The sequence below is a fragment of the Amphibacillus cookii genome (assembly GCF_016908375.1).
Classification (GTDB): Bacteria; Bacillota; Bacilli; order Bacillales; family Amphibacillaceae; genus Amphibacillus_C; species Amphibacillus_C cookii.
On record NZ_JAFBDS010000002.1, the window covers coordinates 404,345 to 419,035 of the forward strand.

Here is a 14,691-nt window from a genome sequence, read left to right on the forward strand (position 1 = left end):
TTTGTGTTAAATGTTTCTCGTTATTAAACTTCTGGAATAGATGCAGGAAATCCGTTTAAGTATTTTTGAAAACAGGTATACAAATACCAATTATTTCTAGGAGGGATTTTTAAGGATGGACGACGCAATAAGATTATCCCTGATTATACTACCGACGGGACGTTGCGTTCAATTGAAGGTAGTATGAAGCGTTTAAAAACGGATAAATTAGATGTCGTATTTGTTCATGATATTTCACCAGATTTTTATGGAGATGAATGGATAAGCAAATTTGACGAAGCGAGGAATGGAGCTTTTAAAGCACTGACAGATCTAAGAGATGAAGGGGTTATTAAAGGATGGGGAATAGGCGTCAATACAACTGAACCGATAGAGTTATTATTAGGGCTTGAAGAGGTGAGACCGGATATCTGCTTGTCTGCTACACAGTATACCTTGCTTGACCATGAAAAGGCACTGGAACACGTGATGCCAATGGCAAAGGAAAAAGGTGTCGGGATAGTTGTTGGTGCACCATACAGCTCTGGAGCTCTTTTAGGCGGTCATTCCTATAATTATGGTGATATCCCACAAGAGGTTGCTGACCAAATTAAACAACTTGAGGAAGTGGCAGCTAAATATGACACTACTTTAAAAGCAGCAGCTCTACAGTTTTCAACAGCTCATCCGTCTGTAGCAGCTGTTATTCCTGGATCAACAAGACCAGAAAGAATAAAGAATGATTTAGCTGGTTTAAAAACGCCCATACCAGCTGAATTTTGGAAAGAACTCGTGGAAAAGAATCTCATCTCTCCTCTTGCCCCATTACCAGCTTAAAACCATCCTAAATATGGTTGGGTTAGGTGGAGAAGGAAGGTAGCGCAGCTTGGATAACACAAATGAACTCGGAAAGAACGCGAGAAAAAAATGATGCTATGGAATGAATTGAAATGGATTCAGTTAATCTTAGCGCGAGAGTGTTTACATCAACACAGAAGCTAAATATACGAAAGGAAAAGAGATGGTATGAGTGAAAATCACACCATCTCTTTTGTCTGAGAGCCTAAAGGTTCTACTAATTTCTTAGTTGTGTAATTATGTTATCACGTGATCATACTTTTCTCATTGTATTTGCTATAATTCGTCGAATTCATCACATTGTATATTTTGTAAAATTTGTACCATTCACTATTGGAAAAGCCTAATTTCAATGCTATAATTTTATATGAATTTAGCATAATAATAATCTAATATAGTGAAAGGAATCGTGTATATGAAAATAGTTGTACTTAAGGAAAGTGATGAATCACGGGTTGCTTTAGTACCTGATTCGATCAAAAAATTGCTTCAATTAGAGGGCGTTGAAGTTGCAGTCGAAACGAACTTAACAACTATGATTTCTGATCAAGCCTATCAAAATTCCGGTGCGAGTGTGATGGATTCAAGAGACGCGTTATTGTCCACTGGCAATGTGTTTTTGTGGGTGAATGCACCGTCACTAGAAGATGTGAGTAAAATGAAAAAAGGGTCTATCAGTATTAGTTTTTTAGATCCGTATAATCAAACTGAAGTTGTGCGTGGCTTCATGAAGCAAGGAATCAATGCCATTAGTATGGAAATGATTCCAAGAACGACGTTGGCTCAAAAAATGGACGCAATTAGTTCACAAGCATCTCTAGCAGGATATGTGGCTGTCATTTTAGGTGCGCAAAAATTGGATCGTATTTTCCCAATGATGATGACACCCGCTGGTACTATTCCTCCGGCAAAAGTATTTGTTATAGGAGCGGGCGTTGCTGGTTTACAGGCAATTGCAACAGCGAAGCGACTGGGGGCAAAAGTGGAAGCGTTTGATACCAGACCTGTTGTAGAAGAGCAAGTGACATCGCTTGGTGCCAAGTTTGTTAAAGTGGATTTAGGAGATACGGGACAAAATAAGGATGGCTATGCCAATGCCTTAACTGATGAACAATTAAAAATTCAACAACAAGCTATGGCAAAAAGTTGTGCCAACGCTGATTTGGTTATTACTACAGCCAAACTATTTGCTAGAAAAGCACCCGTGATTGTGACAAAAGAAATACTGAAACAAATGCGAGATGGATCGGTGGTTATCGATTTGGCCGCAGGTTCTGGAGGCAATGTGGAAGGCACCTTGGTGGATGAAACAGTCAACCTTGAGGGGGTCGATGTCATTGGCATTGATAATCTTCCAGGTGAAGTGGCTTACGATGCATCGACCATGTATTCCAGCAATTTAAATAATTTAGTAACACATTTTTATAATAAAGAGACCAAGACACTGGACTTAGATCGATCGGATGAAATCATGAACGGGTGTCTTGTCGTCAAAGATGGCCATGTAGTTAATGAACGACTTAAAGATATTTATGGAGGTAAGTAATGGAAATGATACTTGTATTTGTGTTGATTTTAGCTTCTTTTTTAGGTTTTGAATTAATATCAAAAGTGCCGTCACAATTACATACACCACTCATGTCTGGTTCTAATGCTATATCTGGAATTACGGTCGTTGGTGCTATCCTCAGCCTCGCAGGTACTTTTGTGGTAGAGGGAGAAGTGGTTAGAATTGTGTTAGGAACCTTATCTGTATTCTTTGCTACGATTAACGTTGTGGGAGGTTATATGGTAACTGATCGTATGTTATCCATGTTTACAGTTGCCAAGAAGGAGGACCAACATGATTAATGACACTATCATTAACTTACTATATATTTTAGCAGCCATTTTATTTATCGTTGGTTTAAAAATGTTAGGAAATGCCCAAAAAGCACGACAAGGTAATTTGATTTCTGCTCTGGGTATGTTAATCGCGATTTTAGCAGCACTTGTCAGTCACGATGTCCTTCAGTGGCAATGGATTGCCATTGGTATGATCGCTGGTGCCATTGTAGGTGCTGTAGCTGCTCGCTTGGTAGCGATGACAGCAATGCCGGAAATGGTAGCTTTGTTCAATGGGTTCGGTGGTGCTGCAAGTTTGCTTGTAGGATGGTCAGAATATCATCGTTATGTAACAGTTGGTGATTTTATGGAGGTTAGTGTACCCTCACTGCTCATTATTATTGTTACTATCGTCATTGGTGGTGCCACATTTACCGGTTCTATTATGGCGTGGGGTAAACTATCAGAGAAATTACCAAGTAAAGCGATTCAATATCCAGGGCAACAGCTTGTTAATGCGTTATTATTAATCTTCTTACTTGGTACCACGGTTTTGTTCGGACCACTTCGTGAATTGATGAGCATGAATTCTTATTGGTTAGTGATTATAACGATTGTCTTGTCCTGTATTTTAGGGATTTCTTTTGTTATTCCGATTGGTGGAGGGGATATGCCTGTCGTGATCTCATTGCTGAACTCCTTTAGTGGAATGGCTGCTTGTGCAGCAGGGTTTGTCATTACTAATAATGTTTTGATTGTCGCTGGGGCATTGGTTGGCTCTAGTGGTATTATTTTGACCAATATTATGTGTAAATCGATGAATCGAAATTTAACAAATGTCCTCTTTAGTGGTTTTGGTTCAGGAAAATCGAAAACCGGAGCTGGTTTTCAAGGAGAAGCTAACCCTGTATCGGTTGAAGATGCCTATTTTATGCTCGAAGCTGCTGGTAGTGTTTTGATCGTACCAGGATATGGGATGGCAGTCGCTCAAGCGCAGCATGCTATTCAAGAGTTAGCGGCACAACTTGAAGAAAATGGGGCTGAAGTTAACTTTGCCATCCACCCAGTAGCTGGTCGAATGCCAGGACATATGAATGTGCTATTAGCAGAAGCCAATGTACCATATGAGCAACTGAAAGAAATGGATGATGTAAATCCAACCATCGAATCGGTAGACGTGGTTATTGTTATTGGTGCTAATGACGTTGTTAATCCAGCAGCACGAACGGATGAAGACTCGCCAATTTATGGCATGCCCGTTATCGATGTTGATAAAGCTAGAACCGTTATCGTAATGAAACGTTCATTGAATCCTGGTTTTGCGGGAATTGATAACCCATTATTTTTTAATGATAACACGAGAATGTTATTTGGAGATGCTAAGAAAACAACACAAGGTTTGGTGGCTGAATTTAAAGATTAATGGTGTTAAGGCTTTAGCTTAAAAAGGCCATTACCTTCAATTTGCACTTTTAAAAAATTATGCCAAATGAGCATAGCTAGATATAAAATCATTTCATCCAGCTGATGAGATGAAAAAGTAGCCTCAAATCCTTTTTTTAATAGGAATGAGGCTGTTTTTTTCTGGGGAAACCTATTTTAAAGTCCCTCTAAATTATAGCAGTTTACATAATCAAATTTAACCATCATACATTGCTGTATTAACAAAAGTTAGAGATATTGAAATCCTCATTCTATGTCTTCATGCATTCATTTATTTTAAAGCATATAAACAGCTAATTAGTTAAAACTATGATTATGTTTTATAATGAGCTAAAGACAATAAGATATAGAGAGGGAGTATTATGGGACAGCACATTCGTTTAAGTTTAGATCATTCGTATCTAAGTCTACCTGATAAAATGTATCAAAAAGTGAAGCCAACGCCGGTCAAATCACCACAATGGGTTGTTTTCAACCAACGATTGGCCAAAGAATTAGAATTGGATTACCAAAGCTTAAGTAGTGATCAAGGACTAGAATTATTGGCTGGAAACCACGTTCTAGACGGAATTGAATCAATAGCGCAAGCCTATGCCGGACACCAATTTGGCCATTTTACGATGCTCGGTGATGGTCGAGCTATTTTATTAGGTGAGCAAGTAACATCTAAAGGCGAACGTTATGATATTCAGTTAAAAGGTGCTGGTAAAACGCCTTATTCTAGAGGTGGAGATGGAAGGGCAACTCTCGGTCCCATGCTGCGTGAATATCTTGTTAGTGAGGCGATGCATGGATTAGGTGCTCCGACCAATAGAAGTTTAGCTGTTGTGATGACAGGTGAGATGGTCATGCGTGAGGAACCACTACCAGGTGCAATCTTAACGCGTGTGGCAGCAAGCCATATTCGAGTTGGAACATTTCAGTATATAAGACAATACGGAACAACAGATGAGTTACGGATTTTAGCTGATTATACAATTGCTCGTCATTTCCCTGAAATACAACAACAACCTAATATTTATTTATCGATGTTTAAAGAAATCGTTAAACGGCAAGCTAAATTAATTGCTAAATGGGATCTATTGGGATTCGTTCATGGTGTGATGAATACAGATAATATGGCAGTTAGTGGTGAAACGATTGATTATGGTCCATGTGCGTTTATTGATGTTTATGATCCTGCAACTGTATTTAGTTCGATTGATCAACATGGGCGTTATGCATACAACCAGCAAAAACGTGTCGCCGTTTGGAACTTAGCTCGACTGGCTGAATCTTTGTTACCACTTATTGAGATAGAGAGTGATGATGCAATTAAAGATTTAGAAGCTATTTTGCACAAATTTTCAGAGGTTTATCAAGATGCTTGGAGTAAGGGGATGAGGGCTAAGCTCGGTCTATTTACGCAACAGGCAGATGATGACAATCTTATTAAAGAGCTTCTTACATTAATGACTACGTTTAAGGCAGATTATACAGATACATTTCGAGCTTTAACATTATCTGATTTTAACAGTCAACAGTGGTTTGTTTCAAATGATTTCAAGCAATGGTATCAGAGGTGGCAAAAAAGAATACAATGTCAAACGCAAACCTTAGATCAAATAAAGCAACATATGAAAAACCATAACCCATCGGTGATTCCGCGTAATTTTCGAGTTGAACAGGCTTTGAGCGCAGCTGTAGAAAAACAAGATTTTAAACCGTTTAATAAATTACTAAATGTTTTATTAAGCCCATATGCTTATACAGATGAGCAAAAGGTTTATGCAGAACTCCCACCGGTAACTGAACAAGGATATCGAACCTATTGTGGAACATAAAACTCCAGAGTCCACTATTGTAAAATAGGGTGTCTGGAGTTTTTTACACATGAAGAAGTAATGATGAGATCATGTAAATTTGGTTTGTCTAATGTGAAGTTGCTAATAATGCTATGGTCAGTCGTTAACAATATCTTCTACCACTGCGGCAACTTCGGCGCGGGTCATCTTTTCACTTCCATGCCTCATAACAACCAGCGTTTTTTCTGCCAATTTATAAGGGATTTTACAAAATGTAGCGATGTTACGATTGTCAATATCTTTCATATATGCTTTGGCCAAGCTAAGGTTTTCTGTTGCATAAGCAAACATATCGTCGCGAGCCCATCCGTCTGGCATAAAGGTGACACCCCGCTCTTGATCCTCATCTTGGTTCCGTAAGATGTTTACTGATTGTAGTCCACGACCAAATCCAATCGCTAGTTCTTGATTAGTTTCTGTATCGTCATACCAACTCCAAATATCTGATAACATGACACCGACAAGACCAGCTACATAATAAGTGTAGTCATCTAAATCTTCCTTCGTATGTATTTTCCAGTCTTTTTTCACCCACTTTGCCATTCCTATGGCCATGGTGGAAGTAGATGCTTTAACTTTATCAACAATCCCATCTGGACAAATGCTAAGCCAGTCGCCTAAACGTTTTGTCACTTCTGGGAGCACTTCTACATAGGGGGCAATTAGTTGTTGATATGTTTTAACATCAAAAGGTTTAAGTAATAATTGACTTGTCTCTTCTAAAAGGCCCGCTTTAACTTGTTGCGGTAATTGTTCATGATCTTCAATTTCGTCGATTGCGCGCATGGATAAATAAGCAGAAGCAACAGCTTTCTTTAAGGTTGGCTTTAATAAAGTGATGGGAATGTAGAATGTCCGGCTTGTTTCTTTAAGGACGCGCATGGCTTCTTTATTGAATTTGTTATCACTTCTCAATCTATTTCCTCCTTTAAAATCCAGCCTATCTTAATGTAAGTTTAGCAGGATTGATTGTTAATAAGCAAGGAATTTAAATAGTAAACACATTTATCACAGACACCGTTCGTAAAAAATAGTTGTTATTAAACACGAAATATGAAGTCAGTCAGAGGTAAGCATGTGATTACACATTTTTTACTAAAATAAAAGTTAGATTGATGAGATAAAGTGAAAAAGACTGTGAATGGTGATTTTAGTAATGTTACACAACTGTCATATTCTTTTAGAGCTCATTCTTTGGCTTTAAACTAAAAATCAATTGTGTTAAACTAAGCATCAATTGGTTCTGAAAGGGGTTTTTAATAATGAAAAAATGGATACTGGGGTTATTCCTCATTACTGTTGTAGGTTTATTAGTTGCTTGTGGTAATGACGAGGAAGATACAACTGAACAGGAGCAAGGAGCAGATCCGAATGAGGAGTTAGAAATGCCAGAACCTGATTTAGAAGGGATTCCTGACGTGGTTGCTGAAGTGAATGGTAATGAAATTACAGGTGCTGAATTTGAAATGACTTACATTAGTCAGTTTCAACAAGCTGCCATGCAATCACAAATGACAGGTCAACCCGTTGATCAGGATCAGCTTAAATCTGAACTCGCAGATAATATGGTTGATCAAGAACTATTAGTTCAAGAGGCAGATACCAGAGGATTTGAGGCAACAGAGCAAGAGGTAGATGAGATGATTAATGATATTATGGAAGCGAACCAGCTAGAATCACGAGACGAGCTATTTGCTGTTTTAGACGAGCAAGGAACGTCTGAATCTGAGGTTATCTCTCAAATAGAAATGCAAATTAAATTGGATCAACTGATTGCTGATGAAGTGGGTGAAGTTGAAGCCACTGAAGAAGAATTACAGACATTTTATGATGAGCTTTCGGCACAATATGAAGAGACTGAAGGTATGGAAGAATTACCTCCTTTTGATGAAGTTAGGACTGAAATAGAAGAAGAATTGCAAATGCAAGAAGAATCAGAAGCGATTATGGCTTTGATTGAAGTACTTCGAAGCGATGCGGAAATTGAAACGTATCTTTAGATGTTGTAATAAAGTGGTCGTCCACCACCATCATAGGTATCCAACAGAAACTTCGTATCAACCTGTTCAACAGCTTCATGAACAATTCGGCAAACATGATTTTGGGGTATATGTACTTCTAAATCCATTGGTAAATAGAGCTGTTTCATGTTATAATTTTTGAAAGATATATGATCATATGTCATAAGAAAATCGCTCCTTTGGTAGGTTATTGGTGGTACTTTAATTATACCAATTAGAGCGATTTTTTTATTTTTCATTTTTGTTAAAAATAGGCAAGCTTATTACTAAAGTAATGACCATGTATTTTTCCATTGTATGAAAATAACGCAAAGAGCGACAGGCGGCGACTCCAGCGGGAAAAGCAATGAGACTACTGAAAAAGTGATATTTTTCTCCCGTAATAATAAAATAAAAAAAATGAGCGTAATCCTCATTATAAAAGTGAGAAATTACGCTTATTTTTCAGAGTATAGAGACTCTATTTTATCTCTTTTTCATACCCGTGTCTATTTTTCAACTCTGCATTTTTTGCTTCTATTTTATATCTTGATGCGGCTAATTCCTTAAATTCTTTTGTCTCTTGGAATGCCTCTTGTTCCACATGTTCTGTTGATTTTATTGTTATTGAATAGGATTTTGTTTTGGCCCCTTCTCGATAACAACCTTCACGCAACGGACACACTTTACATTGCTTCACATCGAAAAAATATTTTAGTTGTGGGTTTTGAGTGGTTGAATGCCGATGTTTCATTCCCTTTCTGGTTGCTAGATGCCCAGCTGGACAGACATACATCCCCGCATCTTTATTAAACTGAAATGTTGTTTCTTCTGTTCGTGTCCCGTTTGATATCACTGGATGCAGTTGCGCAACTAAACGTAGATTATTTTCTTTTGAAAATATCAAATGTCGTTTTCCTGAATAAGCCTTGTCCCCAATAACCGTATCAAATGCCAGCCCATTTTCTTTACTCTTCTTGATAAGATCCTGCAAAGAATTCGCATCACTTTTTTCTCCTGTTGTTACGGTTGCGGCTGTTATCATCGGTTCATCTGACATTGCAATATGGGTTTTATAGCCTAAAAAAGAGGAATCAGAAGATTTATAACCTTTACGAGCATCTGGATCAGAAGAATAGGTTTAACAATAAGTATTTAAACATGCGAATAGGTGGCTTGCAGTTCGTCCGTTATCTAGACCATATTTATCTTCTAATTCCTCTTCAACAAAACGGAAGTCAACAAGATCGTGCATTTGACGAAGAAAGTTGTCTTTTGGAATAAGCGCATCATAAAGTTGCGTATAAGGACTTAACGAAAGGGATGTTTGTTGTTTTAACATTATTTTCACCGCTCTTTTCTTATTACTTCTCTTTCTATTATACCAAAAAAAAGAGATTAAAACGGATTATTGTAAGGTGTTTAGTAAGATTAGATCGCTAATAAAACGGAAGTGAAAGACGACGACTCCAGCGGGAATAGCACGCGTCCGAAGATCCACTTCTCCTCGCGTTCTTGGCTAGGAGAAGTTAGCTGAGGCCGTGCCCGCGGAAAGCGATCGTCTGTAACTGGAGTGGAATACACCATACTTTAATTATAAAATACCTCCATGGGCTAGTTTTTCAGCAGTCTCGAATAGCACGAGCTGAAGATCCCGCAGGGTGGTTTTTCCGAGGAAGCTGAAGCATTGCCCGCGGAAAGCGTCCGCCTATAGCGGTTCGAGTACTCTAATTGTAATTACCAGAAAAACAAGAGGCTGCCCAAAAGTTTCAATACTTTTGGGACGGCCTCTTTTAGTGTTTAATCTTAAGGTATGTGGAATTAATACTTAAATTGATCGATGCTATATTGTAGTTTTTCTGAAATGGTCGCCAAAGCTTTAGATGCTTGAAAAATATCTTCCATCATTTTTTTCTGTTCTTTCCCAGATTTCGCGATTTTTTCTGTGCTACCTGATGATTGTTCGGCGATTTCAGTCATCCCATCAACTTCTTTGACTAGATCTTGCATTTGTTGTTTGCTTTTATTTATATCGATTGTTAATTGATGAAGTTGCTGTGCCGTTTTAGAAGCTGTTGATGAAATACTAGTGAATGCACCATTGGTTTTGTAAATCAAATCAATACCTTGTTCAACCGTTAATTGAGCATGACTTGTTTGATCCACAGATTGAATAGCTTCGCTTTGTAAGTCTTTAATTAAATTTGAAACTTGCTCCGTCGCTTGTCCGGTTTCTTCTGCTAGCTTTCGAACTTCCTCTGCAACAATTGAAAATCCTAGACCATGTTCCCCTGCACGAGCTGCTTCAATAGAAGCATTCAACGCTAGTAAGTTGGTCTGTTCTGAGATTGATGTAATCAACGTAACGATTTTGTCAATTTCTTTTGCCTTAATGTTCAGTTGATTTGCAATCTTACCCATTTGATTTGTATTATCTTTAATGTTATTCATTTGTTGAATCGTTTGGTTAACAACCTCTCTACCATTTTTAGAAACTTGGTCTGTATCGTTGGAAGCCTGTGCAGCTTGCTCAATTTGTGTTGAAACTACATGTATATGTTTAGCTATATTTGTAATATTCTGATTTGCGTTCTGTGTTGATTGTGATTGTTGCTCGACACCGGCAGCCATATTATTCATTGCCATATGTATTTGGTCAGTGGCAAAGCTAGTATCTTCAGCACTCGCAAATAATTGCTCTGAGGTTGCTGCAATCAGTTGAGCGTTTTCAGCAACTCCTGCGATAACTTGTTGTAAAGATGCGACCATTTGGTTGACATCATCGGCTAAAGCGCCTAAGTCGTCCTTATTAGAGATTGAGAGAGGTTGAATATTTAGTGAGCCTTTAGCAACTTTATTTACATGCGAACTAATTAATTGAATAGGCTTAGTCATTTTTCGAATGATGATAATCGTTACGATAGCGGCTAAGAACGGTAGAATGATCGCTATTATTAATGTTGGCTTTGCCATTTCCCAAGTACGTTCTCGTACAATTGATCCTTCGAAGTCAATGGTATTAATAGCGATGACTTCATTTTGAGGATTATGATCTTGGAATATAGGCGCATAGCCTGTTACCCTTGTGATCCCACCAAATTCATAAACATCGGTATAATAACTATGTCCGGCTTTAACATGTTCAATTGCCTCTTCATCAATCATGAATGTATCACCTGCTTGAAAACCCTGTGACCGAAGATTACTATCAGCAGCTAATACTTTACCATCTAATGATAAAATATAGTGAGCTTCAAAAATATCTTTTTTTCCAATTGTCCATTCAATTTCATCTTCAATTTGATTGAGGTAACTTCTTTCCCCGCTCACTAATTGCTGAAGGGCTTCTGGGTCAATTATCCCAGTTGTAATATTAGCACAACCTGTTAATTCAACACCGGCAGCTTGTAACACTTCTTGATAGCTTGAACGATAATTGAATATTGCAAGTATACTTATCGTTAAAAAAACAATAAGCGACACGATCAACGCCATTTTATTGGTCAAACTTAGTCTCATTGTAAACAAATCTCCCTTATACCTTCTATTATATTCACTTAGTATATTCATAGATAATTACAGTTGTCAATGACTTTAGAACTAGTTCTTTTTACTAACTTTATAGTTTGTAAAGTTAGTAAAAAGAGACTTGGCTACTCGTGCAAATTGAAAGATATATCAATTGTTTTAAATAAAGTCTTACATAGATCGATAGTAAGGGCGATTAACTGTTCAATCCAGAGTCATCTAAGAACTTAAATCAAATAGTAGCTTACGTTAGCTTCCTCTTTTTAAAAACGTTTATCACAAATAACCGTCCGTAAAAACCCCCACTTCAAATATAGAGAGTAGATCAAAACTATTTAGGTGGGTGATAACGAAGGCTAATGTTCGAATTCACTCAACTAACAATCATTGAAATTTCGCTTTATTATAATACAATATTTATTTAGTTTGCTATACTAAGGTTAGATATGGAAGGGAGATTAACATGTATAAAAAATTTATGAAAATCGCGTCAGTGATTATTGTATTGTTTATTATGATCTACTTGGCCTCATTAGTTAATTGGATCTTTTATCCTGTTCTAGTATTTGGACGAACATTATTTATTCCCATTTTAATAGCTAGCTTGTTATTTTATATATTTAAACCATTGGTGAAGTGGTTGAACAATTATGTTTCCAAGACAATGGCTATTATCATTTTGTACATTTGCTTTATTGCAATACTTATTGGGTTAGTTTCTTTTATTGTGCCAGAAATTCAAAAACAAGTATTATTACTGATTAATAGTATGCCAGCAATTGTTGAAGATATTCAATCGCTTCTATTTGAGTTACAAGAGAATGAATGGCTTGAACGCCTTAACTTGGTTGATTTATTTGAGGTAGAAGAGCAGGTTGAAGAAGTAGGGCGATCCATTTCTACTACGATTGGTGATTTTGTATCTGGTACGATTAATTTTCTTGGTGTCCTGTTCAATATAATGATTAGTTTGTTTATTATCCCTTTTGTTTTGTTTTATATGCTGAAGGAAGGTGAGAAGTTTCCTAAAAGCTTTGTGCGGTTTGTTCCAGAGGCTCGACATGAGGAACTTAAGAGCACGTTTAAAGATTTGGATCAGACACTTAGTCATTACATACAAGGCGTTATGATCGTTTGTTTATCAATAGGAATATTGTGCTATACTAGTTTTTCAATTGTTGGCTTAGACTTTGCTCTTATATTGGCTTTAATTGCGATGGTAACAAATGTTATCCCATATATAGGGCCATGGATCGGTGCAGTTCCTGCTACGATTGTGGGTTTAGTGCAATCACCTTTAATGGCTTTAACAGTTATTATTATTATTGTTGTGATTCAACAGATTGAGAGCCTGTTTATTCAACCCCAAGTTATGGGTAAAAAAATGTCAATGCACCCGGTGACCGTGTTATTTCTTGTATTGGTCGCAGGGCGATTTGCGGGGATTTTAGGCATGATTTTGGCAGTTCCTTTTTACGCAATTGCAAAAGTACTCCTCACCCATTTATATCGAGTGCTTCAATTAAGAAAAACGTCAGTTTAATAGGCTGACGTTTTTTGTGTGTTCCAAAATATCATATCTTTTTACAACACATAGATTAGGCCTAGTATTATAAAATAAAACGATTATATAATAGAGACGCTTTATTGTTTTACTGGAGATGGGTAGTCGACGCCATATGTTTCAATGATGATATGATCGATTACTTGATCTTCATATGGCTTATCACTGTTATCTCGGTCTATATTTGCTATTTTATCAACCACGTCCATTCCTTCGGTTACTTTTCCAAAGGCGGCATATTGACCGTCTAAATAAGTAGAGGTCTCTTGAACAATGAAAAATTGCGAGCCAGCAGAGTTTGGTGATTGTGATCGAGCCATTGACACAATACCTCGCTCATGACTTAGACTATTTTTAAAGTTATTGTCAGTAAATTCACCTGGTATCGAATAGTCGGGTCCGCCTAAACCATTACCTTCTGGATCGCCTCCTTGAATTATAAATCCTGGTAAAACACGATGAAATATTAATCCATCATAAAAACCTCTCTCAATAAGAGAAATGAAATTGGCAACGGTGTTAGATGCTATTTCAGGATAAAGTTCCATAACGATTTCATCTTCATTTTCCATAGTGAGGGTTACGATTGGATTATTTTCAACCTCAGGGTAATGAATATCTTCTTTCCTGTCATTATTGGTTTGGGGTTGCGCACATGCTGTAAGTAAGCTGAACAAAATCATTAATAGAATACATTTACCGATTCTCATTATTTCAGTCCTCCATTGTTATCATTAAGCGTTAACATCATAACATGTTCCAGAATATTTTGGGATAGAGAACTGTTGAGCATCCAAGCCAAGTTTAGACTTAAACGTATGAATAATATAGAAAGGAGGGGATAAAATGGTTAAAATATTTATTGATCCCGGTCATGGTGGGAGTGATCCAGGTGCAGTTGCTAATGGATTATCAGAAAAAAACTTGACATTAGCGATTGGCCTAGCCTTAAGAGATTATATTTTAAAAAATTACCAAAACGTATCCGTCAGAATGTCGCGAACAAGTGATCAAACTGTTTCTTTAAATAGTAGAACACAAATGGCAAATCAGTGGGAGCCAGACTTTTATTTATCGATTCATGTTAATGCTGGTGGTGGAAGCGGGTTTGAAAGCTATATTTGGAATGGTCAATTTTCGAATAAATCACGCACTCAACAAATAAGATCTACGATTCACCAAACCATTGTTAATACAAAAAATTGGCGAGATCGTGGTCAAAAAGAGGCAAACTTTCATGTGTTAAGAGAAACACGAATGACAGCAGTGTTAACAGAGAATGGTTTTATAGACCATCAAAGTGAGGCTAGGGCAATGCGTGATGATAATTGGGTAGAAAACGTAGCCATTGCTCATGCACATGGAATTGAAAAAGCTTTTCAACTAAAACGTCAAAATAACGAATCAGCTGATGACCTATTATATCGTGTCGTTGTGGGATCATTTAGAGAGGAGCAAAATGCCCGTTCAAGAGTAAATGCATTAAAAAAAACTAGCTATGAGGCCTATATTTTGCCGTATGACCAACAAGGACAGCGCTATTATCGTGTTATAGCAGGTGCATTTCACCAAAAGCAAAATGCCGAGAACCGACTTGATTCGCTAAAAAATGACGGTTTTGAGGGATTTTTAGTTGTAGTATAATGTTTGA

The 14,691-nt window shown here is 37.3% G+C and carries 13 protein-coding genes and 1 pseudogene; 8 read left to right on the top strand and 6 right to left on the bottom strand.

What is annotated here, in order from left to right; all coding sequences use genetic code 11:
• Positions 1–135 precede the first annotated feature (135 nt).
• From JOE23_RS04955 to JOE23_RS04975, 5 genes are all read left to right on the top strand, one after another.
• A complete protein-coding gene (locus JOE23_RS04955; RefSeq protein ID WP_338021892.1) occupies positions 136–816 on the top strand; it encodes an aldo/keto reductase in 681 nt (226 codons plus the stop codon).
• A gap of 436 nt (positions 817–1,252) precedes the next feature.
• Entirely contained in the window at positions 1,253–2,383 is a 1,131-nt protein-coding gene (locus tag JOE23_RS04960) for an NAD(P) transhydrogenase subunit alpha (protein ID WP_204436184.1), read from the top strand.
• Positions 2,383–2,688, top strand: a complete 306-nt coding sequence (locus JOE23_RS04965) for an NAD(P) transhydrogenase subunit alpha part 2 (protein WP_204436185.1) — start codon at positions 2,383–2,385, stop codon at positions 2,686–2,688. The genes JOE23_RS04960 and JOE23_RS04965 overlap by 1 nt, the downstream gene beginning before the upstream one ends.
• Positions 2,681–4,084 carry an NAD(P)(+) transhydrogenase (Re/Si-specific) subunit beta gene (locus JOE23_RS04970; RefSeq protein ID WP_204436186.1) on the top strand — a complete coding sequence of 468 codons (1,404 nt, stop codon included), beginning with the start codon at positions 2,681–2,683 and terminating at the stop codon, positions 4,082–4,084. The genes JOE23_RS04965 and JOE23_RS04970 overlap by 8 nt, the downstream gene beginning before the upstream one ends.
• 382 nt (positions 4,085–4,466) lie before the next feature.
• Positions 4,467–5,927 carry a protein adenylyltransferase SelO gene (locus JOE23_RS04975; protein ID WP_204436187.1) on the top strand — a complete coding sequence of 487 codons (1,461 nt, stop codon included), beginning with the start codon at positions 4,467–4,469 and terminating at the stop codon, positions 5,925–5,927.
• Between the two features lie 117 nt (positions 5,928–6,044).
• Here JOE23_RS04975 and JOE23_RS04980 read toward each other — a convergent pair whose 3' ends face one another.
• On the bottom strand, positions 6,045–6,863 hold the full coding sequence (locus tag JOE23_RS04980) for a squalene/phytoene synthase family protein (protein WP_239585265.1): 819 nt from the start codon (positions 6,861–6,863) through the stop codon (positions 6,045–6,047).
• Between the two features lie 347 nt (positions 6,864–7,210).
• On the opposite strand from JOE23_RS04980, the gene JOE23_RS04985 reads away from it, so the two are divergent.
• Entirely contained in the window at positions 7,211–7,948 is a 738-nt protein-coding gene (locus JOE23_RS04985) for a SurA N-terminal domain-containing protein (RefSeq protein WP_204436188.1), read from the top strand.
• Here JOE23_RS04985 and JOE23_RS04990 read toward each other — a convergent pair.
• The 4 genes and pseudogenes from JOE23_RS04990 to JOE23_RS05000 all read right to left on the bottom strand — a co-directional run bounded on the left by JOE23_RS04990 (position 7,945) and on the right by JOE23_RS05000 (position 11,467).
• The gene (locus tag JOE23_RS04990; RefSeq protein WP_204436189.1) at positions 7,945–8,133 is read right to left on the bottom strand and encodes a hypothetical protein; all 189 of its coding nucleotides are present in this window, start codon (positions 8,131–8,133) and stop codon (positions 7,945–7,947) included. The genes JOE23_RS04985 and JOE23_RS04990 overlap by 4 nt on opposite strands.
• A gap of 308 nt (positions 8,134–8,441) precedes the next feature.
• Positions 8,442–9,089, bottom strand: a pseudogene (locus JOE23_RS04995) (transposase); the annotation flags it as partial.
• Complete coding sequence (locus tag JOE23_RS18360) at positions 9,090–9,290, bottom strand: transposase (protein WP_476692426.1); 201 nt, start codon at positions 9,288–9,290, stop codon at positions 9,090–9,092.
• 479 nt (positions 9,291–9,769) lie between these two features.
• Complete coding sequence (locus JOE23_RS05000; protein ID WP_204436190.1) at positions 9,770–11,467, bottom strand: methyl-accepting chemotaxis protein; 1,698 nt, start codon at positions 11,465–11,467, stop codon at positions 9,770–9,772.
• A gap of 472 nt (positions 11,468–11,939) precedes the next feature.
• Here JOE23_RS05000 and JOE23_RS05005 point away from each other — a divergent pair, with 472 nt between their 5' ends.
• Entirely contained in the window at positions 11,940–13,019 is a 1,080-nt protein-coding gene (locus JOE23_RS05005; RefSeq protein ID WP_204436191.1) for an AI-2E family transporter, read from the top strand.
• 101 nt (positions 13,020–13,120) lie between these two features.
• Here the strand turns inward: JOE23_RS05005 and JOE23_RS05010 are convergent, their stop codons facing one another.
• Positions 13,121–13,750: a peptidylprolyl isomerase gene (locus JOE23_RS05010; RefSeq protein WP_204436192.1), complete on the bottom strand. Its 630-nt coding sequence runs from the start codon at positions 13,748–13,750 to the stop codon at positions 13,121–13,123.
• Between the two features lie 136 nt (positions 13,751–13,886).
• Between JOE23_RS05010 and JOE23_RS05015 the strand changes: the two genes are divergently transcribed.
• The gene (locus JOE23_RS05015) at positions 13,887–14,684 is read left to right on the top strand and encodes an N-acetylmuramoyl-L-alanine amidase (protein ID WP_204436193.1); all 798 of its coding nucleotides are present in this window, start codon (positions 13,887–13,889) and stop codon (positions 14,682–14,684) included.
• Positions 14,685–14,691: the final 7 nt, after the last annotated feature.

Bases quoted from the DNA above. Each gene is read 5' to 3' on its own strand.
- JOE23_RS04965 (WP_204436185.1), top strand. From the start codon at position 2,383: ATGGAAATGATACTTGTATTTGTGTTGATTTTAGCTTCTTTTTTAGGT.
- JOE23_RS04975 (WP_204436187.1), top strand. From the start codon at position 4,467: ATGGGACAGCACATTCGTTTAAGTTTAGATCATTCGTATCTAAGTCTA.
- JOE23_RS04960 (WP_204436184.1), top strand. From the start codon at position 1,253: ATGAAAATAGTTGTACTTAAGGAAAGTGATGAATCACGGGTTGCTTTA.
- JOE23_RS05015 (WP_204436193.1), top strand. From the start codon at position 13,887: ATGGTTAAAATATTTATTGATCCCGGTCATGGTGGGAGTGATCCAGGT.
- JOE23_RS05005 (WP_204436191.1), top strand. From the start codon at position 11,940: ATGTATAAAAAATTTATGAAAATCGCGTCAGTGATTATTGTATTGTTT.
- JOE23_RS04985 (WP_204436188.1), top strand. From the start codon at position 7,211: ATGAAAAAATGGATACTGGGGTTATTCCTCATTACTGTTGTAGGTTTA.
- JOE23_RS18360 (WP_476692426.1), bottom strand. From the start codon at position 9,290: ATGTTAAAACAACAAACATCCCTTTCGTTAAGTCCTTATACGCAACTT.
- JOE23_RS04990 (WP_204436189.1), bottom strand. From the start codon at position 8,133: ATGACATATGATCATATATCTTTCAAAAATTATAACATGAAACAGCTC.
- JOE23_RS05010 (WP_204436192.1), bottom strand. From the start codon at position 13,750: ATGAGAATCGGTAAATGTATTCTATTAATGATTTTGTTCAGCTTACTT.
- JOE23_RS04970 (WP_204436186.1), top strand. From the start codon at position 2,681: ATGATTAATGACACTATCATTAACTTACTATATATTTTAGCAGCCATT.
- JOE23_RS05000 (WP_204436190.1), bottom strand. From the start codon at position 11,467: ATGAGACTAAGTTTGACCAATAAAATGGCGTTGATCGTGTCGCTTATT.